The organism is Enterobacteriaceae endosymbiont of Donacia crassipes, from assembly GCF_012569785.1.
GTDB lineage: Bacteria > Pseudomonadota > Gammaproteobacteria > Enterobacterales > Enterobacteriaceae.
Map to the genome: position 1 here is coordinate 24,827 of NZ_CP046202.1, position 22,034 is coordinate 46,860.

The window sequence follows — 22,034 nt, forward strand, 5'->3', positions numbered from 1 at the left end:
TATATTATGAATTTAGAAAAAAAAAAACAAATAGCTCTTGAAAATGCTATTACACAAATAGAAAACCAATTTGGTAAAGGTTCTATTATGAGATTAGGAGATAATAGAACTATGGATATAGAATCTATATCTACAGGATCTCTATCTTTAGATAGAGCTTTAGGTATTGGAGGATTACCAATAGGTAGAATCGTAGAAATATATGGGCCTGAATCTTCTGGTAAAACCACTTTAACATTGCAAATTATTGCAGAAGCTCAAAAACTACAAAAAATTTGTGCTTTTATTGATGCGGAACATGCATTAGATGCTTTCTATGCTAAAAAATTAAATGTTGATATTAATAAATTATTATGTTCTCAACCAGATACAGGAGAACAAGCATTAGAATTATGTGATTCATTAGCTAAATCAGGTATTATAGATGTTATCATAGTAGATTCAGTTGCTGCTTTAACTCCAAAAGCTGAAATAGAAGGAGAAATAGGAGATTCACATATAGGTTTAGCAGCAAGAATGATGAGTCAAGCTATGAGAAAATTAGCAAGTAATTTAAAACAAACGAATACATTATTAATTTTTATTAATCAAATAAGAATGAAAATTGGTGTTTTATTTGGTAATCCTGAAGTAACAACTGGAGGAAATGCTTTAAAATTTTATGCTTCTGTTAGATTAGATATTCGTAAAATAGGTAATGTTAAAATTGGAGATAATATAATTGGTAGTGAAACTAGAGTAAAAGTTGTTAAAAATAAAGTTGCTGTACCTTTTAAAATAGCCGAATTTCAAATTATTTATGGTGAAGGAATTAATATTTACGGTGAATTATTAGATTTAGGAGTAAAAGAAAAAATAATTGAAAAATGTGGTTCATGGTATAGTTACCACAATGAAAAAATTGGTCAAGGAAAAATGAATGCTGTAAATTTTCTTAAAAAGAATAAAAAACAATCAACAGAAATAGAAGAAAAATTAAAAAAAATTTTTTTTAAAAAAAAATAATATAAGTATATATTTAAGTTTTATAAATAATGTTTTAAAAAAAATTTAAGGTTAATTTATAACATGGATAATAAAATTGAAGAAATTCGTAAAATTTTTTTAGAATTTTTTAATAAAAAACAACATAAAATAATTAAAGAAAGTTCATTAATACCTTACAATGATTCATCATTATTATTTACAAATGCAGGTATGAATCAATTTAAAGAATATTTTTTAGGATATAAAAAATCTCCTTATTCTAGAATTGTTACAGTACAAAAATGTATACGTATTGGAGGTAAACATAATGATTTTCAAAATGTAGGTTTTACAAACAGACATCATACATTTTTTGAAATGTTAGGTAATTTTAGTTTTGGAGATTATTTTAAAAAAAAAGCTATTTTTTATGCATGGGAATTATTAACCGATTCCAAATGGTTTAATTTAGAACAAAAAAAAATATTTATTACTGTATATTATAAAGATATTGAAACTTATAATATTTGGAATAAAATTATTGGTATATCTAAAAAAAACTTAATTTTAATAGAAGACAAAAATAATCAAAAATATAATTCTGATAATTTCTGGCAAATGTCTGAAACTGGCCCTTGTGGTCCATCTACTGAAATTTTTTATGATTTAGGTGATCATTTACAAGGAAATATTAAAAATAATTCAGGTAATCGTTTTATTGAAATATGGAATATTGTTTTTATACAATTTAACAAAACATTAAATGGAAAATTAATTCCTTTAATAATAAAATCAGTAGATACTGGTATGGGATTAGAACGTATTACTAGTATTTTAGAAGGAGTTGATTCAAATTATAAAATATATTTTTTTAAAAAAATTATTCAAGAAATAGCTAATATAATTAAAGTACAAGATTTAGAACATAATTCTTTAAAAGTTATAGCAGATCATATTAGATCTACTATTTATTTAATAGCAGAAGGTATTGTTCCTAATAATGAAAAAAGAGGATATGTTTTAAGAAAAATTATTAGAAGAGCTATAAATCATGGAAAAATTTTAGGTAAAAAAGAACCATTTTTTTATCAATTAGTAAAAATTTTTATTAAATATATAAGTGATAATGAAAAAATATTTTTAAATAAAAAATCTGATTTAATTATAAATATTATTAAAAATGAAGAAAAAAAATTTAATCAAATTATACATTCAGGGATTTTATTATTAGATAAAGAACTTAAAAAATCTAATAATAATTATTTAACAGGAAAACAAATGTTTTATTTATATGATACTTTTGGATTATCTCCAGATTTAATTCAAAATATATGTATAAATAAAAATATTAATATAAATAAAAAAGAATTTATTAAATATATGGAAATTCAACGTCAAAAATCAAAAAAAAATAACTTTTTTAATGATAAAAATAATATTTATTATAAGAATAATATTTCTAAATTTGATGGATATACAAATTTTATAACTTATAGTAAGATAATTGACATTTATGTAAATAAAATTACTCAAAATCAAATTAACTTAGGAGATCAAGGAGAAATAATACTAGATATCACACCCTTTTATGGAGAATCAGGTGGCCAAAAAGGGGATATAGGATATTTAGAAAAAGATAAAAAAAATATTTTTCAAGTATATGATACAAAAATACAAGGAAATATAATTATTCATATAGGAAAAATGATTTTAGGTTCATTTAAAAAAAATGATTATTTATATTCTAAAATAGATATATTAAATCGTATGATGATTAGTAGAAATCATTCTGCAACACATTTATTACATACTATATTACGTAAAAAATTTGGTACATATGTACAACAAAAAGGATCGTTAATAACTAATAAATATTTAAGATTTGATTTCATATTAAATAATTCTTTAAAATTAGACGACATTTTATATATTGAAAAAAAAATTAATGGTTATATTTTTAAAAATATACCTATAAAAATATATATAAAAAAAAAAGAAGAAATAAAAAATACAAAAAATATAATAGCATTATTTAAAAATAAATATTCTTCTCTTATAAGAATTGTAAATATTAAAAATATTTCACAAGAATTATGTGGTGGCACACATGTTGAAAATACCGGTAAAATTGGTTTTTTTATCATTACTAAATTTTTAAATATTGCTAATGGTATAAAACGTATACATGCAATTACACATAATATAGCATTAGAATATATACAAAAACAAAATAAAAATATTAAATATATTTCTAATTTATTTAATACAAATGAAGAATATTTAATACAAAATATTTTATTAAATAAAAAAAAAAATTATTTATTAAAACAAAATTTTAAAGAATTACAACAATATTTTTTTTTAAAAGAAGAAAATATTTTATTGAAAAATAATATTTTATTAAATAATGTAAATATAATCATTAGTAAAATATATAATTTTAATCCAATATTTTTTAATTTTATTTTAAAAAAAATACTAAAAAAATTAAGTAAAGTTATAATAATTTTATCTACTAAATGGGAAAAAAAAATATTTTTTATAATTAAAATTACAAAAAATATTAATAATAAAATAAATGTTTTAGATATTATGAAAAGAAATTTAGATAAAAATGTTTGTAATATCAATGGATGTGCTAATATAGTTCAAGGTAATATTAATCTTAATATAGAACAATATTATTTTATCTTATCTAAGATAAGAACATGTATTTTAAATAAAATAAATAAATTAAGTTAATAATTTAAATAAAATTATAATATAATAATACATATTTTATATTTTATTTCTTTTAAGGAGAAAAGAATGTTAATTCTTACTCGTCGAATAGGCGAAACACTTATGATTGGTGATGAAGTTATGGTAACAGTATTGGGAATAAAAGGAAATCAGGTTCGAATAGGTGTTAATGCTCCTAGAGAAATTGCTGTTCATCGTGAAGAAATATATCAACGTATACAAGCAGAAAAAAATCAACAAACAAATTTAATAAAATAATTTTATTATTTTTTTCATAAAAAAAATTTGACAAAATTTGTCTATTAGATATAATATACATTTATATATAATGGTGAGATGGCCGAGTGGTTTAAGGCGCACCCCTGCTAAGGGTGTATGTAGTATGCTACATCGAGGGTTCGAATCTCTCTCTCACCGGGGAAAAGCATCCGTAACTCAGTGGATAGAGTACTCGGCTACGAACCGAGTGGTCGGGGGTTCAAATCCTCCCGGATGCAGTTAAAACTTATTTTATTCAAATAATAATTAGAACTTTTTTGAAAAAAAATATTATTAATTTTGCAAAGTTTAAAATTTATATTTTATTTATTTTATCTATTTTATTTATTTTTATTTATAGAGAATTACGTAAAATATCATTTATTTCAACTTTACTCAAAGTTTTTTTATCTACTTTTTTTACTATTATTGCACAATATAAATTGTATTTTCCATTATTAGACGGTAAAGTACCTGGAACAACAACTGAATAACTAGGTACTATACCATAGTGAATCAATCCATTTTCTCTGTCATAAATTTTAGTACTTTGTCCAATATATACTCCCATTGAAATTACTGATCCTTCTTTTACAAGGACTCCTTCTACTATTTCAGATCTAGCTCCTATAAAACAATTATTTTCTATAATAGTAGGTTTGGATTGTATAGGTTCCAAAACACCGCCAATACCTACTCCACCAGAGATATGAACATTATTTCCTATTTGAGCACAAGATCCTATTGTAGACCAAGTATCTATCATAGTTTTTTTACCAATAAAAGCACCTATATTAATAAAAGATGGCATTAAAATTGCATTTTTAGAAATAAAAGAACCATATCTTACAACAGTAGGAGGTACAACTCGACATTTTATATCTTCAAAATGATTTTTTTGACTATTATAATTAAATTTTAAAGGTATTTTGTCGTAAAAATTATTATATGATCCTTTTAATAAAAAATTTTTACTGATTTTAAAATACAATAATATAGCTTTTTTTATCCATTTATTAATTATCCATTGTCCTTTAATATTTTCAGCTACTCTAATTATACCTTTATCTAAAAATTTAATTACTGTATTAATATTATTAATAACTTCTTTTTTATATAAAAAATTATCATTTTTTTTATAATTAATAAAATAATCTTCTATAATATTTTTTAAGTTTTTCATATAATTAAATTATTGTAAATTTTATTAAAATATTATTGACAATAATATCATTGATTTTTATAATTCACAAATTTAAATTTTGTAAAAAAAATCAAAATGATTTTTTTTTTAATAAAGAAATTATTTGATTTTCATTAATAATTTTAATATTTAATTTATTTGCTTTTGATAATTTAGAACCAGGATTTTTACCTAAAATTAATAAATTAGTTTTTTTATTAATACTTTCAACTATTTTAGCACCTAAAATAATTAATTGATCTAAAATATATGATCTTTTAATAGAAATAAATGTCCCAGTAATAGAAATTTTTTTTTTATAAAAAAAATTTTTTTTTAAAATATTTTTAGGATAAATAATATTTATTTTTTCTAATAATTTAGTAATTACATAGATATTATCTTGATTTTTAATAAAATTTAAAATATTTATTAAATTTTTTTTTCCTATTCCTTTTATATTATGTAATTCAATTATATTAGTATTTAAAAACTTATTTAATGTTTTGAAAGATAATGATATTTTATATGATGTTACTTTTCCAATTCCAGGAATACCTAAAGAAAATAAAAATTTATTGAATATTACATTTTGTTTTTTTTGTAAAGATTTTAAAATTTTTTTAATAGATTTAATGTTTAAATTATTTATTTTAGATAAAATTTTAATATTCAAATTTAATAAATCTATAACATTTTTTATTAAATTTTGTTCTACAAGTTTATTAATTAATTGATTTCCTATAAAACTAATATTTATAGCATCTCTAGAAATAAAATGTTTTAAATATGCTTTTAGTTGAGATTTACAAGATAGTCCTGCTGGACAAAATAAATAATTCTCTTTTATTTGAAGTGAAGAATAACAACTAGGACAAATTTTAGGTATAGAAATTTTTTTTATTTTTTTAGAAAATCTTTTTGTTTTAATTACATGAGTAATTTTAGGAATTACATCTCCACATCTTTGTATAACAATTGTATCTCCTATTTTTAAATCTAATTTTTTTATTTCATTAATATTATATAATGTTGCAAAATTAATATTAACTCCAGTAATATTAACAGTATCAAATTTAGCAATTGGGGTAAAAATTCCTGTACGTCCTATTTGGAAAATTACTTTTTTTAGTAATGTTATTTTTTCTTGTGAAGGAAATTTATATGCAATAGACCATTTAGGAGCATGATTGGTATAACCAATAATATTTTGTTGTTGAATATTATTTATTTTAATAACAATACCATCAATATTATAAGGTAATAAATTTCTAGTTTTTTGAAAAAATTTATAATAATTAGTTATCTTATTATAAGAAGATAAAACTTTAGTATATTGTGATATAGGAATACCCCAAGTTTTTAAATTATTTAATATTCCTTTTTGACTAAAAGCAAATTTTTTATTTACAAATCCAATACCGTAACTAAAAAAACTTAGTAAATTTAAATATTTTTTATTATAATTTTTATTTGATTTTAGAATTCCATAAGTAGCACTTCTTGTATTACTAAATACTTTAGATCTAATAATTTTTTTTTGATTTAATGTTTGAAAATTTTTTTTTAAAATAAAAATTTCCCCTCTAACTTCTAGATATTTAGGAAATATATTTCCTTTTAAAATATGAGGAATATCCTCAATTTGTAATACATTTTTAGTAATGTTTTCTCCTATTAAACCATCTCCTCTTGTTGAGGCACTAAATAGTATTCCATATTTATATAATAAATTAACTGCTATTCCATCAAATTTTAATTCACAACAAAATTCAAATTTATTAACAATTTTTTTTATAGGATAAAAAAAATTTTTTAATAGATCATTTTCATTAAAAACATTATTTAATGATAACATTAACATTTTATGTTTTATTTTTTGATATATTAATGTTGATTTAGTACCTACTATTTGAGTAGGAGAATATTTATCTCTTAAATAAGGATATAAATCTTCTAATTTTTTTAATTTATTAATTAATTTATCATATTGATAATCTAAAATATTAGAATTATTTAAAACATAATATTTATAATTATAATTATTAATTATTTTACGTAACTTTATTATTTTTTTTTTATAAAAAAAAAGCTTAGAAATTTTATATAAAATATTTATTATTTTATTAATATAAAATTTTAAATTTTTTTCTTCCATATAGTTCCATTAATAGTATCTTCTAAAAAAATATTTTTATTTTTTAATTTTTTTCTAATTAAATCTGCTTTATTCCAAAGTTTATTATGACGTGCAATATTACGAATTTTTATTAATTGTTCAATTTCATTTTTATCATAAAAATTATGTAAATTTATATTTTTTTGTAAATATGTTTTAGGATTATAAAATAAAAGTCCTAAAATATTTCCTAATTTTTTTAATTTTAAAATTAAATAATTAGTAATTAAATATTTTTTTTGTTGATACGCAATATTTATTTTACGTGAAATTTTAAATAAAATACTATATGCTTTAGGAGTATTAAAATCATCATTCATAGCATTATAGAATTGTTGTTCTAATAAAAAAAAATTATTTTTCAAATTTTCTACTATCTTAAAAGAATAACTCTGATAAGATAAAGAAATATATAATTTATGTAAAACTGACTGTACCTGTCTTAATTTAATTTCATTGTATATAATAGGACTACGATAATGAGTAGCAGTTAAAAAATATCTGACAACTTCTTTATTATATTTTGATAAAATATCTTTTATTTTTAAAGTATTTTTTAAAGATTTTGACATTTTTTTATTATTAATAATAATCATTCCTGTATGTATCCAATAATTAACATAAAATTTTTTATCTATACAAGAAGATTGTGCTAATTCATTTTCATGATGGGGAAAAATTAAATCATTACCTCCTCCATGTATATCAAAACATTTTCCTAAATATTTACGACTTAAGGTAGAACATTCTATATGCCAACCAGGACGACCATATCCCCAAGGTGAAATCCAACCTATTTCTAATTTAGAAATTAATTTCCATAAAATAAAATCTTTGTAATTTTTTTTAAAATTAATATTTTTAATTCTTAAAGTTGATTTTAATAAATTTATTTTTTGTTTGGATAATATTCCATAATTTAAATATTTTTTAATAGAAAACATAATATCGCCATTTTTAGCAATATATGCAGTATTATTTATTAATAATTTTTCTATTATGCAAATAATATCTTTTATATGATCAGTAACTTTAGGTTCAAAATAAGGAGGTAAAATATTTAAATTATTAAAATCTTTAGAAATATTATTAATTATATTTTTTGTAAAATATTTTATATTTTGATTTTTTTTTTTTGCTATATTAATAATTTTATCATCAATATCAGTAATATTTCTTATATATTTAATTTCATAACCTAAAAATTTTAAATATCTAATAATAACATCAAATATAATAAAAGTTCTTCCATGACCAATATGGCACATATCATATGTGGTTATACCACATACATAAATTTTTACCTGTTTTTTATTAATAGGGGAAAAAAATTCTTTTTTTTTACTTAATGTATTAAAAATTTTTAACATTGATTATCTCTTAATAAAAATCTTACATAATATTTTTATATTAAATCTTTTTTATATAAAATATCATAAAAATATTTTTTAAATTTAATTATTCTAATTATTATAATAATTAGAATAATTATCAAAACGTGTAATTTGATTATTAAAAATTAATTTTATAGTTCCAATAGGTCCATTTCTTTGTTTTCCTATAATAATTTCAGCAACACCATGTAAATTAGTATTTTCATTATATACTTCATCTCTATAAATAAACATAATAAGATCCGCATCTTGTTCTATTGAACCTGATTCTCTTAAATCAGAATTCATTGGACGTTTATCAGATCTTTGTTCTAAAGATCTATTTAATTGAGATAACGCAACTACAGGTACATGTAATTCTTTAGCTAAAGCTTTTAAAGAACGAGAAATTTCAGAAATTTCTAAAGTTCTATTAAAAGATAAAGATGGTACTCTGATTAACTGTAAATAATCTATCATAATTAAACATAATCCATTATGTTCTCTAAATATTTTTCTAGCACGTGATCTAATTTCTGTAGGAGTTAATTCAGAAGAATCATCAATATATATATTTTTTCTTTTTAATAAAATTTCCATAGTAGTTGATATTTTTTTCCAATCGTCATCATTTAATTGTCCTGTTCTAATTTTACTTTGATGAACACGAGAAAGAGATGCTAACATACGAATCATAATTTGTTCACAAGGCATTTCTAAACTAAATATCAATACAGGTTTATCTTGAGATATTGCTGTATATTCACAAATATTCATTGCTAATGTAGTTTTACCCATAGCGGGACGTGCAGCAATTATTATAAGATCAGATTTTTGTAATCCAGCTGTTTTTTTATTTAATTCATGATAACCAGTATCTATTCCGGTTATACCATCTTTAGGCATATTATAAAATGATTCAATTTTAGAAATAGTAACTTCTAGTATTTCTTCTAAATTTTTTGGTTTAGTATCTTTATTTAAACGTTTTTCTGCTATTTTAAATACAAGTGATTCTGCTAAATTTAATAAATATTCACTATTTCTTCCATTAGGATAATATCCTGCTTCTGCTATTGTATTAGCAACTGATATCATTTCTCTAATAATCGCACGTTCATGAACAATATCTGCATATGCAGATATATTAGATATACTAGGAATATTTTTTGATAATTCAGCAAGATATGCAAATCCTCCTACTTGACTTAATTTATTTTTACCTTCTAAAGATTCTGAAAGTGTTATTAAATCAATAGGTTTACCTAATTCTATTAAATAATTCATTTCATTAAAAATTATCTTATGTGATAAAATAAAAAAATCATCTACTATTATTTTTTTTGTAATATGATCCCATCGATTATTATCTAACATTAATCCTCCTAATATTGATTGTTCTGCTTCCAAAGAATGAGGAGGGGTTTTTATTTTTTCAATTTGAGGATCTTTTTTAAATTGTTTCATTCAATTATTTTTTACCATATATAAATATAATTTTTAATTTACTAAAATAGTAAATATATTATTCTATTTTTATGTAAGATAAAGCTTTATTTAATATTTCTATATTATTATTATTTATATAATTTTTTTTATCAAAAATAAATTTTTTAAATTTATTTGATCCATTAATACCATAAAAAATATTTAATAAAGGAGTAATAATAGTTATTAAAGAATTACCTTTTTGTAATTCTTTTTCTATATATGAAAACATAGATTTTACTATCATTATAGGATTTTGCAAAATAGATGTATAATTATAAATATATGGATCTATATCTATTAATATTTTAGGATTTTTAAAAATTTCTCTTCCCATCATAACTCCATCAACATATTTTATATGTTGTTTTATATCTAATAAAGTTTTAATACCTCCATTAATTGATATCTTTATATTTGGAAAATTTTTTTTTATTTGATAAATAATCTTATAATTTAATTTAGGAAATATTAAATTTTTTTTAACATTAATATTTTGATATAATAATGCTTTTCTAGCATGAATAATAAATCTTTTACAACCACTTTCTATAAGTAGATTAATAAATTTATGTAAAAAATAATAATTATCATTATTATTAATACCTATACGCATTTTTACAGTTATAGGAATAGAAACACTATCGCTCATAGATTTAATACAATCTGATACTATTAAAGGTTGATTCATTAAACATGCTCCAAAATTACCTTTTTGAGATTTTAAGGAAGGACAACCTAAATTTAAATTAATTTCTTTATATCCTATTTTTTCTGCTTTTTTGGCACACAAAGCTAATAATTTTGGTTCATTACCTGCTAATTGTAATACAATATTATTCACATTTTTATTATCTAATAAAAGATTTTTATTATTTTTAATTGCATTAGAATGAATCATTTCAGTATATAAAAGTGATTTTTTAGTTAATTTACGATAAAAATATCTACAATATTTATTAGTTTTCCCTAACATAGGAGCTATTTCAAAAGTAAAATATGGGATTTCTTTTTTCATTTATAAATAGATAATAATTTATTTTGTTTTAATAGTTATAAACTTTGAAAGTATTTAATTATATGGGTTTTTATTTTCTTGAAATTTTATATTTATAATATTACCAAAACATTGAAGTTTATTATAAATAAATTTTAATAAATAACGTTTATAATTATGACTTAATTTTTTTAATTGGTTACCATATATTTTAAATAATAAAGGATGATTTTTTACTTGATGTATATATTTTAATTTTATTCTTTTTCCATTATGTAATGGAGGTAAAACTAAACTAGTTGCTAAATTTAATATTTTCATAAGTTGAGAAGTACGATATATTTTTGTAGACATATTGTAAGTTTTATAAATTAATTTTAAAATATTATCTAGATTTGAAATAAATTTAGCTGAAATAGCAATTACAGAAAAAAATTTAAATTTTATTTTTATTAATTTTTTTAAAAAAAAAATATTTTCTTTTGTTAAAAGATCTATTTTATTAATAATAATAATTATAATTTTTTTTTTTGATATGATATATTGTATTAATTGTATATCTTGTTTACAAAAAAAATTTTTTTCTCCATTTATTATATATAAAATAATATCTGATTTATGAATAGTTTTATAAGATTCTGAAATTGAAAATTTTTCTATTTTATTTTTAATTTTAGTTTTTTTTTTTATCCCAGCAGTATCAATTAAAATTATATTTTTATTTAAAATATTTAAAGTATTTAATGGTATATAAATACTTTCTCTAGTTGTTCCAGGCATATCATTAACAATTATTCTTTTTTCATTAATAAATTTATTAATTAAAGTAGATTTACCTACATTAGGCATACCTATAATAGCTATTTTAATACTATTTTTATTTATTTTATAAATTTTATTATATAAAATATTAGTGTTATTTTTATTATAATCACGTATTTTTTTGATGTATTTATATAATATTTTTTCTAATTTTATAATATTATTACGATCTTTAATATTTATTAAATAAAATTTAAAACCTAAAGAATAAAATTCATTATCTAAAAATATTTGTTTTTTTATATTTAAAATAATAATTACTTGTTTATTATATTTTCTAATATAACTTATAATTTTATAATCTAAAATATTTAATTTATTTCCTCTTATTAATAATAAAATTAAATTTGATTCTTTAATTGAGAATAAAATTTCTTTCTTTATTAAAGAATTATTTTCTTGGAATTTATTATAACTAATTGTATCTACACAGATATATTTTATATTTTTAATATTAGCTATACTATATTTTTTATCTATTGTAAAATTTGGTATTTTATTAACTAATGAGTCATATTTTTTTATTAAAATATTATATAAAGAAGATTTACCTACATTATTATCACCTAATATAGTAATAATAGGGTATTGGAATATTATCTTATTTTTTGTATTTATCATATGTAATTTAAATCTTAAATAAATATATTATATATATTTTATATAAATATTTTTTTATTATTAAAAAAATTTATCTTATATCTAATTAATTACTAATTATTATATAAATAATAATTATATAAAATATTTTATAATACAAATTTGAATAATTTTTTTAAAATTATAACTTTATTTTAATATTCAATATTAAATTTATTTGTATAAATAATTTTTTTAATAACTTAAACCTTTTTATTCTAACATATTCTAAAAGATAAAAATAATACTATTATTTGTAACATAATTATATTAAAAATATTATTTTTCTAAAAAAATTTATTAATTAATTTAATTATTTTATTTTAATAGAATAAAAAATATTTTTTTAGTAAATATTATTTTTATATATATAAAATATAATATGATTAATTTAATTAATCATAAATTTTATTTTCAATAATTAATATTCATTTTTTAAAATAAATATTTATTAAAATATGTTTCTAAATTAAATATTAATTGATTTTCTGATACAGTTATTTGTTTTCTAAGATATAAATCTTTGAAAATAATTAAATTTTGTTTTATTTCTTTCGGACCTACTATTAATATAAAACGTGCTTTATATTTATTTGCTTGGATGATTTGTTTTTTTATTTTTTGGAAAAGATAACTAATAATTATTCTAAATTTAGGAAATTTTTTTCTAATTAACTCTCCAATTATTAAAATTTTTTTTAAACTATCACTAGATTCCATAGGAATTAAAAAAATATCAATTAAGTGATTAATATTTAATTCTAATGATTTATTAACTTGTACTAATAATAATAAACGTTCAATTCCTATAGCACAACCAAAACCACTATTATTTTTACCATTACTCATACTATTAATTAATTTATCATATCTTCCTCCTCCACAAATAGTTTTAGAAATATTTTTACTACCTATATCATAACTTTTCCATTCGAAAACAATATCATTATAATAATCTAATCCTCTTACTAAATAATGGTTAATATTATATTTTATATTCATAAAATTTAAAATGTCACAAAATTTATTAAATTTATTTATACTTTCTTTATTTAAAAAATTGTATAATTTAGGTGCATAATTTAATAATTTAATATTTTTATATTTATAATTATCTAGTATCCTTAAAGGATTTGTATATATTTTTTTTCTATCATTTAAATCTAAATAAAAATAATTTTTTTTCCAAAATAATATTAATTGTTTTATATATTTTTGTCTATCTGTTAATGATCCAATAGAATTAATTTCTAAAAAAATATTATTTGTAATATTTAATTTTTTCCATATATTATTCATTATAATAATAACTTCAGCATCAATATATGGAGATGTTAACCCAAGAATTTCTACACCAATTTGATTAAATTGTCTATATCTTCCTTTTTGAGGTCTTTCATAACGAAACATAGGACCATTATACCAAAATCTTCTATTATTATGGAATATATTATTTTCTATTATAGCTCTAATAAAACCTGTAGTACCTTCTGGACGTAAAGTTAAAGAATTATTATTTTTATCAGATAAAGTATACATTTCTTTTTCTATAACATCTGTATATTCTCCAATAGTTTTTTTAAATAATTCACTTTTTTCTAAAATTGGTAATTTAATTTCTTGATAACCATAATTATTTAAAGTATCTTGAATTATATTTTCAATATTTTTCCATAATATAGTATTAGGAAATAAACAGTCATGCATGCCATGGACAGCTGTTATTAATTTTATCACTATAAATATCTCTTATTATAAATATTAATTTTAGTAAAATTTAAATTTCATTATAATAATATAAAAAAAAATTTAATTACTTCAGATGTTAATAAAATTTAAAATTATTAATTTTAAATTTATTTATAAAATATTTTAAAATTATTTATAAAATATATATGATGATATATATCATATAAATGATAATAAGTATTATATTTAATATAGTTAAACAAAACAATGTATATTTAAATGAAAAATGATATTTATTGGATGAAATGTGCTTTAAATTTTGCTAAATTAGCAGAATATTCTGAAGAAATACCAGTAGGAGCTATTATTATAAAAAATAATAAAATTATTTCTTATGGAATTAATAATTCAATAAAAAATAATGATCCTACAGGACATGCAGAAATTATAGCTTTAAGAAAAGCAGCAAAATATTTAAAAAATTATAGATTATTAAATACAACTATATATGTAACATTAGAACCATGTTTAATGTGTTCTGGAGCTATAATTATTAGTAAAATTTCACGTTTAGTTTTTAGTACTTATAATAAAAAATATAATAATACAGGATCATTTATAGATTTATTAAGTACATATAATATTAATTATACATTAAAAATTAATTCTGGTATTTTAAAAAAAGAATGTACAAATATTATAAAAAAATTTTTTTTCTTAAAAAGGAAAAAAAATAATTTTCTTAAAAAGGTTTATTAATTTGGAAAAATTAGAAAAAATATTTAATTTTGATCCAAAATTATTTAATATTATTAAAAAAGAATCTGAAAGACAAGAAAATAATATTAATTTAATAGCTTCTGAAAATTATACATCATATGGTGTAATGAATATTCAAGGATCAAAATTAACAAATAAATATGCAGAAGGATATCCTAATAATAGATATTATGGTGGTTGTAAATATATAGATCAAATTGAAAATCTTGCTATTAAAAGAGCTAAAAAACTATTTCATGCAGATTATGTAAATATACAACCACACTCAGGTTCACAAGCTAATTTTGCTGTATATATGGCTTTATTAAAACCTGGAGATATAATTATGGGTTTAGAAAATTCACACGGAGGTCATTTGACTCATGGATCTAAAGTAAATTTTTCAGGAAAATTTTATCAAAATATATCTTATAAAATAAATAATAATGGAATAATCGATTATGATAATTTATTAAAATTAGCAATAAAATATAAACCAAAAATGATTATTGGAGGATTTTCTTCATATTCTAGAATATGTAATTGGATAAAAATGAGACATATTGCTGATATAGTGAATGCATATTTTTTTGTTGATATTTCACATATTGCAGGTTTAATTATTGCTGGATTATATCCTAATCCATTACCTTATGCGCATGTTATAACTAGTACTACACATAAAACTTTATCTGGTCCTAGAGGTGGTATGATATTATCAACAAAAAAAAATAAAAATTTATTTTATAAAATTGATAAAGCAGTATTTCCTGGAAGTCAAGGAGGCCCATTAATGCATATTATTGCTGCTAAAGCTTTTGCTTTTAAAGAAGCATTAAATATTAATTTTAATATATATCAAAAACAAATTTTAATAAATTCAAAATTAATGGTAAAAATATTTAAAAAACATAATTATGAAATTGTATCTAATGATACTGATACTCATATGTTTATTCTTAATTTAACTAATAAAAATATAACAGGTTTAGAAGCTCAAATTTTATTAGAAAATTATAATATTATTGTTAATAAAAATAGTATTCCTTATGATAAAAATCCTCCTTCAATCACATCTGGTATAAGAATAGGTACTCCAGCTGTTACAAAAAGAGGTTTTAAAGAAAAAGAAATAAAGATATTAACAATTTATATTATAAATATTTTAAATCATACAAATATATATTTTAAAAATATAAAAAATGATATAATTAAATTATGTAATAAATTTCCTATATATATTAATAAATAGAATTTAATAAAATTAAATATATTTAAGTAAAATAATAAGGTCAATATAATGATAAAAATTTTTTCTGTTGTAATTTTTGTTACAGATGGTATCGAAGATATAGAAACAATATCTTCCATAGATATTTTAAATAGAAGTAATATAGATACTAAATTAGTAAGTACAAATAATAAACGTGAAATAAAATGTGCACATGGTACAAAAATTATTAGTAATATTTTTATAAATGATTTAAAAAATATTAATCTTAGTAATGAATCTGCACTTATTCTTCCTGGTGGATTACAAGCATCAGAACATTTTCAAAAAAATAAAATTTTATTAAAATATTTAAAATTTTTTAAACAAAATAATAAAATAATAGGAGCAATATGTGCATCTCCATCTATGGTTATATGTTCAAATAATCTTTTTCCAAATGCAAAAATGACTGGATATTTAGGATTAAAACATTTAATTCCATATCAACAATGGAAAAAATACCCAGTTTTTTGGGATAATAAATATAAATTATTAACAGCACAAAGTGTTAAATATGCAATTAAATTCAATTTAAAATTAATTAAAATCCTTTTAGGTGAAAAAATATCTTTAAAAATTGAACAAGAATTATAATTAATTATTGAATTTTTATAAAATTTATTTTAAAAATAAAAATATTTATACTTAATTTTTTTATAAAATTTTTAATTAAATTCTTAATTTATTTGCCATTTTATCTAAAACACCATTAATAAATTTATAACTATTTTCTACTCCTCCAAAACTTTTTGCTAAATGAATGCTTTCATTTATTACAACTTTATATGGTACATCTAAACGATTTATTAATTCATATATTGAAATACGTAATATTGCTTTTTCAATTTGTCCTAATTCAAATAATTTCCGAGATAAAAATGGTTTCATTATATTATCTAAATATTGACTATTTATTATTACACCATTTATTAAATCATTAAAATAATCAACATCTATATATTTTATATTTTTTATTGATTCATTTAAAAAATAATATTGAATATCACTAAAATTATTATTAGATAATTGCCAAGAATAAATAGCTTGTAAAGCATATTTTCTAGATTGATATCTATAAGTAAATTTCACTTAAGTTCCTTTTTTATTTTTTGTATGTAATAATTTTATTGACTTAAATATATTAATCATTTCTAATAAAGTTATAGCTGCTTCTGTACCTCTATTAACAACTTTAATACCAGATCTTTCAATAGCTTGTTCAATATTATCAGTTGTTAAAATACTAAAAGAAATAGGAATATTATTTTTTACTGATATATTAGATATTTGCGAACAAACTTCTTGAGATAAATATTTAAAATGAGATGTTTCTCCTTTTATAATACTTCCTATAGCTATTATACCATCATATACATTTTTTTGTATTAATAATTGTATTACTGATGCTATTTCATAACTTCCTGGTACCCAACAAATAGTTATATTTTTTTCTTGTACCATGCCTATTCTTTGTAAAGCATCAATAGTTGCATATAATAAATGTTTATTTATAAATGTATTAAATCTTGATATAACAATAGCAATAAATGCATTAGGTGCTATAACATTTTCATCAATAATTTTCATAATATAATTTATATCCTTTAAAAATTATTTAATAGGTTTTAATATTAATTTTAAATCTGGTCCTATTTTTTTTATATATTTAAAATAAAAATGAGGAACATTAATAATATTCATAAATGAATTAATATTACATAAATTTAATGCTACATTACCTAATAATTTAGGTGTAAGATAAATAATTAATTCATCTATTAAATTATAAGTAATTAAAAATCCTGATAACGTACTTCCAGCTTCTATAAGAATAGAATTTATTTTTCTATTACCTAATATTTTAAATAAATATTTTAAATCAAAATATCCATTAATTTCTGGAACAATAATTTGTTCTACATAATTTGGCCAATTATCAAAAGTATATTTTGACTTAATTAATAATATTTTTCCTGGAAATAAAATTATTTTGTCAGTAGGCTTGATTTTATTTAATCTATCTAAAATAATTCTAATAGGTTGTCTTAATAATTTTTTAGGATAAATTTTTTTTATATTATAACTTAATTTATTCCATTTAACTAATAAAGTAGAATTATCTTTAATTATAGTTTTACTTGTACTTAAAATTGCTGTACTTTTAGCTCTTAATTTATGAACATCTTTTCTAGAAGTTTTTGATGATATCCATTTACTATTTCCATTTAATAATGCAATTTTACCATCTAATGATGTTGCTAATTTTAATTGGATCCAAGGTATACCTGTATGTATTCTTTTAAAAAAACCTGAATTTATAACTTGTGCTTCTTTTGATAAAATATTTTTTGTAATTTTAATACCTTTACTATGTAAAAATTTTAATCCTTTACCATTTACTTTCGGACTAGGATCTTTTGTTGCTACTACAAGACGTTTAATTTTAGCATTAATTAATGCAATACAACATGATGGTGTTAGATTTGTATAATTACAAGGTTCTAATGTAACATACATTGTTGATCCTTCAGCATTATTTCCTGCCATTTTTAATGCATTAATTTCTGCATGATGTTCACCTGTTTTAAAATGATATCCTTGACCAATAATCTTTTTATTGTTAACAATAATACATCCTACATTAGGATTAGGGGTTGTAGTAAAAACACCTAATTTAGCTAATCTAATTGCATGCATCATATAAAATTCATCTATTAAATACATAATAACCTTAATTTATTATTTAATAATAAAATGTTTTAATAATTTTAATATATATAGTATTAATTATACTAAATTAATATTACAAATATCTAAAATATAAAATTAAATAAATAATTATAAAAATTAATTATTTATTTAAAATAAATGTAATAGAATAAATATTCTTTCTATACTTAGAATATATTATTTTATTTATATAAAATATATTTTTAAATAAAAATTTTTAATTATTAATAAATAAAATTTTTTTAAAAAATTTTATTGAAAGAGATGATATTTATATGAAAAAACAAATTATTCTTTTAGATACTACATTACGTGATGGTGAACAATCTTTAAAATTTAATTTAAATACTAAGGAAAAGATAGAAATAGCATTAGCATTAGAGAAAATGGGTATTGATATTATCGAAGTAGGATTTCCTATTTCATCTCCAATAGATTATCAAACTTCTAAAGAATTATCAAAAATTATAAAAAATAGTAAATTATGTGGTTTAGCAAGATGTAAAAAAAAAGATATAGATATGGTATATAAATCACTTAAAAAAACAGGAAATTTTAGAATTCATATTTTTTTAGCAACTTCCCCTATACATATAATTACAAAATTAAAAACTACTTTAAATAAAGTAATAGAAAAAATATCATTTATGATTCAATATGCACGTAAATATACTGATGATGTTGAATTTTCTTGTGAAGATAGCAGCCGCACACCTATTAATGATTTATGTTATGTTGTACAAACTGCAATAAATGCAGGAGCTACAACAATTAATATTCCAGATACAGTAGGTTATACGTTTCCTCAAGAATATTTTAATATAATTTCTAATTTAAAAAATAAAGTAAATAATATAGATAAATGTATCATTTCAGTACATACACATAATGATTTAGGAATGGCTGTAGGTAACGCTATTACAGCAATAAATGCAGGAGCAAGACAAATAGAAGGAACAATTAATGGAATAGGAGAAAGAGCAGGTAATTGTGCTTTAGAAGAGATAATTATGGCATTATATACAAGAAAAAAAAGTATGGATTTTTATACTAATATAAATATTCATAATATTTATTATACCAGTAAACTGGTAAGTAAAATATGTAATATTCCTATATCAACAAATAAAGCTATTGTAGGAAGTAATGCATTTTCTCATTCTTCTGGCATCCATCAAGATGGAATAATAAAAAATAGAAATACTTACGAAATATTAAATCCCAGAAATATTGGTTTAGATAAAACAGAATTTAATCTTACTTCTAAATCAGGAAGAGCTGCAATAAAATATCATATGGATTTAATGGGATATAAAAAAAATACTTATGATATTAATTTATTATATAGTAATTTTATAAAATTAGCTGATAAAAAAGGACAAATATTTAATTACGATTTAGAATCATTAGCTTTTAATAGTGAAAAAGATAATAATACAGAATATTTTACATTAAAATATTTTAATGTAGAATCAAATTCTGATATATCTGTTGCTACAATAAAATTAAAATGTGGAAAATTAAGTAAATTAGAATCAGCAACAGGTTTAGGAGTTGTTAATGCAATATACAAAACTATAATTAAAATAACAAATTATAATATAAAATTAATCAATTATATATTAACAGCTAAAAGTCAAACTGAAGAATCAATAGGACAAGTTAATGTTAAAATAAAATATAAAAAAAAAATATTTAATGGAATAGGTTTTTCTAAAGATATTATTAAAGCTTCAGTTATATCAATTATTAATTGTCTCAATAATATATGGAGATCTAATCAAGTACAAAAAAATATTTTACAAATTAATAAATCTTAAAAAGAAGAGATAATTATGTCAAATATATTTAAAATAGCTATATTACCAGGAGATGGTATTGGACCTGAAATAATGACACAAGCAATTAAAATATTAGAATATATTCAAAAATATATAAAAAAAAAAATAATTATTAATACCTATTATATAGGAGGAATTGCTATTAATAAATATAATGATCCTTTACCTAAAGAAACATTAAATGGTTGTGAAAAATCTGATGCTATATTATTAGGATCAGTTGGTGGTCCTGAATGGGATTATTTGCCTTTACATAAAAGACCTGAAAAAGGTTCTTTATTAAAATTAAGGAAACATTTTAACTTATTTGTTAATTTACGTCCTTCTTTTTTTTATAAAAATCTAAATATTTTAAGTCCTTTAAAAGAAAGAATTTTAAATAAAGGATTTAATATTATTTGTATTAGAGAATTAATTGGTGGTATATATTTTGGTTTAAATGGTAGAAAAGGTCAAGGAATGAATGAATATGCATTTGATACTGAAATTTATTCAAGATTTGAAATAGAAAGAATTGCACATATTGCTTTTAATATAGCATTAAAAAGAAATAAAAAAATATGTTCTATAGACAAAGCAAATGTATTACAAACATCCATATTATGGAGAGAAGTTTTAATAGAAGTATCTAAAAAATATAAATCAGTTAAATTAAAACATATGTACATTGATAATGCTGTTATGCAATTAATTAAAAATCCTTCACAATTTGATGTTATATTATGTCCAAATTTATTTGGAGATATAATTTCTGATCAATGTGCAATTATTACTGGATCAATAGGTAATTTACCATCAGTTAGTTTCAACCAAAATTATTTTGGTTTATACGAACCAGCAGGAGGATCTGCTCCTGATATTGCAGGTAAAAATATAGCTAATCCAATTGCACAAATTTTATCATTAGCGATGTTAATTGAATATTCTTTAAAAGAAAAATATATATCTTTAAAAATTAAAGATGCTATTAAAAAAGTTTTAAATTTAGGTTATAGAACTAAAGATTTATCAATAAATAGCTCAAAAGAAAAAATAGTTACAACTGATGATATGGGAACATTAATTATGGAATCTATTTTATAGATTAATGGTAAT

18 protein-coding genes and 2 tRNA genes are annotated in these 22,034 nt (G+C 19.3%); 10 read left to right on the plus strand and 10 right to left on the minus strand.

Annotated features, from left to right (window positions below):
* Positions 1-6: 6 nt before the first annotated feature.
* The 5 genes from recA (at position 7) to GJT95_RS00165 (ending at position 4,205) form a co-directional block, all read left to right on the plus strand.
* Positions 7-1,005 carry a recombinase RecA gene (gene recA, locus GJT95_RS00145; protein ID WP_169785784.1) on the plus strand — a complete coding sequence of 333 codons (999 nt, stop codon included), beginning with the start codon at positions 7-9 and terminating at the stop codon, positions 1,003-1,005.
* 63 nt (positions 1,006-1,068) lie between these two features.
* A complete protein-coding gene (gene alaS / locus GJT95_RS00150) occupies positions 1,069-3,708 on the plus strand; it encodes an alanine--tRNA ligase (RefSeq protein ID WP_169785785.1) in 2,640 nt (879 codons plus the stop codon).
* Between the two features lie 66 nt (positions 3,709-3,774).
* Positions 3,775-3,966: a carbon storage regulator CsrA gene (csrA, locus tag GJT95_RS00155; protein ID WP_168893719.1), complete on the plus strand. Its 192-nt coding sequence runs from the start codon at positions 3,775-3,777 to the stop codon at positions 3,964-3,966.
* A gap of 72 nt (positions 3,967-4,038) precedes the next feature.
* Positions 4,039-4,125, plus strand: a tRNA-Ser gene (locus GJT95_RS00160).
* Between the two features lie 7 nt (positions 4,126-4,132).
* Positions 4,133-4,205 (plus strand) — tRNA-Arg (locus GJT95_RS00165).
* Positions 4,206-4,321: 116 nt separating this feature from the next.
* Here GJT95_RS00165 and dapD read toward each other — a convergent pair.
* From dapD to hisS, 7 genes are all read right to left on the minus strand, one after another.
* Positions 4,322-5,149 carry a 2,3,4,5-tetrahydropyridine-2,6-dicarboxylate N-succinyltransferase gene (gene dapD / locus GJT95_RS00170; RefSeq protein ID WP_169785786.1) on the minus strand — a complete coding sequence of 276 codons (828 nt, stop codon included), beginning with the start codon at positions 5,147-5,149 and terminating at the stop codon, positions 4,322-4,324.
* A 91-nt stretch (positions 5,150-5,240) separates the two neighbouring features.
* Positions 5,241-7,307, minus strand: coding sequence for an NAD-dependent DNA ligase LigA (gene ligA / locus GJT95_RS00175; RefSeq protein WP_169785787.1), 2,067 nt, complete (start codon positions 7,305-7,307; stop codon positions 5,241-5,243).
* Positions 7,289-8,698 (minus strand): cysteine--tRNA ligase, encoded by a 1,410-nt coding sequence (gene cysS / locus GJT95_RS00180; RefSeq protein ID WP_169785788.1) that lies wholly within the window; start codon positions 8,696-8,698, stop codon positions 7,289-7,291. Before cysS ends, ligA begins: the two co-directional genes overlap by 19 nt.
* A 93-nt stretch (positions 8,699-8,791) precedes the next feature.
* Positions 8,792-10,168, minus strand: a complete 1,377-nt coding sequence (gene dnaB / locus GJT95_RS00185) for a replicative DNA helicase (protein WP_169785789.1) — start codon at positions 10,166-10,168, stop codon at positions 8,792-8,794.
* A 58-nt stretch (positions 10,169-10,226) separates the two neighbouring features.
* A complete protein-coding gene (gene dusA / locus GJT95_RS00190; RefSeq protein WP_169785790.1) occupies positions 10,227-11,207 on the minus strand; it encodes a tRNA dihydrouridine(20/20a) synthase DusA in 981 nt (326 codons plus the stop codon).
* A gap of 54 nt (positions 11,208-11,261) precedes the next feature.
* Positions 11,262-12,629, minus strand: coding sequence for a ribosome biogenesis GTPase Der (gene der / locus GJT95_RS00195; protein ID WP_169785791.1), 1,368 nt, complete (start codon positions 12,627-12,629; stop codon positions 11,262-11,264).
* A gap of 453 nt (positions 12,630-13,082) precedes the next feature.
* The gene (gene hisS, locus GJT95_RS00200) at positions 13,083-14,384 is read right to left on the minus strand and encodes a histidine--tRNA ligase (protein WP_169785792.1); all 1,302 of its coding nucleotides are present in this window, start codon (positions 14,382-14,384) and stop codon (positions 13,083-13,085) included.
* A gap of 231 nt (positions 14,385-14,615) precedes the next feature.
* Between hisS and tadA the strand changes: the two genes are divergently transcribed.
* Genes tadA through GJT95_RS00215 form a run of 3 tightly spaced genes read left to right on the plus strand, consistent with a single transcriptional unit; the run spans position 14,616 to position 16,962 of the window.
* Positions 14,616-15,095 carry a tRNA adenosine(34) deaminase TadA gene (gene tadA / locus GJT95_RS00205; protein WP_169785793.1) on the plus strand — a complete coding sequence of 160 codons (480 nt, stop codon included), beginning with the start codon at positions 14,616-14,618 and terminating at the stop codon, positions 15,093-15,095.
* Between the two features lies 1 nt (position 15,096).
* Positions 15,097-16,347, plus strand: a complete 1,251-nt coding sequence (locus tag GJT95_RS00210) for a serine hydroxymethyltransferase (RefSeq protein ID WP_169785794.1) — start codon at positions 15,097-15,099, stop codon at positions 16,345-16,347.
* Between the two features lie 48 nt (positions 16,348-16,395).
* A complete protein-coding gene (locus GJT95_RS00215) occupies positions 16,396-16,962 on the plus strand; it encodes a DJ-1/PfpI family protein (protein ID WP_169785795.1) in 567 nt (188 codons plus the stop codon).
* 75 nt (positions 16,963-17,037) lie between these two features.
* On the opposite strand, the gene nusB is transcribed toward GJT95_RS00215, so the two are convergent.
* The 3 genes from nusB to ribD are packed head-to-tail and all read right to left on the minus strand — an operon-like array spanning position 17,038 to position 19,092.
* Positions 17,038-17,457 carry a transcription antitermination factor NusB gene (gene nusB, locus GJT95_RS00220; protein ID WP_169785796.1) on the minus strand — a complete coding sequence of 140 codons (420 nt, stop codon included), beginning with the start codon at positions 17,455-17,457 and terminating at the stop codon, positions 17,038-17,040.
* The gene (gene ribH, locus GJT95_RS00225) at positions 17,458-17,955 is read right to left on the minus strand and encodes a 6,7-dimethyl-8-ribityllumazine synthase (protein ID WP_169785797.1); all 498 of its coding nucleotides are present in this window, start codon (positions 17,953-17,955) and stop codon (positions 17,458-17,460) included.
* 24 nt (positions 17,956-17,979) lie between these two features.
* Positions 17,980-19,092 carry a bifunctional diaminohydroxyphosphoribosylaminopyrimidine deaminase/5-amino-6-(5-phosphoribosylamino)uracil reductase RibD gene (ribD, locus tag GJT95_RS00230; RefSeq protein ID WP_169785798.1) on the minus strand — a complete coding sequence of 371 codons (1,113 nt, stop codon included), beginning with the start codon at positions 19,090-19,092 and terminating at the stop codon, positions 17,980-17,982.
* Positions 19,093-19,373: 281 nt separating this feature from the next.
* Here ribD and leuA point away from each other — a divergent pair, with 281 nt between their 5' ends.
* Together leuA and leuB are read left to right on the plus strand one after the other, a co-directional pair.
* Complete coding sequence (gene leuA, locus GJT95_RS00235; protein WP_169785799.1) at positions 19,374-20,918, plus strand: 2-isopropylmalate synthase; 1,545 nt, start codon at positions 19,374-19,376, stop codon at positions 20,916-20,918.
* Between the two features lie 15 nt (positions 20,919-20,933).
* The gene (gene leuB, locus GJT95_RS00240; RefSeq protein ID WP_169785800.1) at positions 20,934-22,022 is read left to right on the plus strand and encodes a 3-isopropylmalate dehydrogenase; all 1,089 of its coding nucleotides are present in this window, start codon (positions 20,934-20,936) and stop codon (positions 22,020-22,022) included.
* The last annotated feature ends 12 nt before the right edge of the window (positions 22,023-22,034 follow it).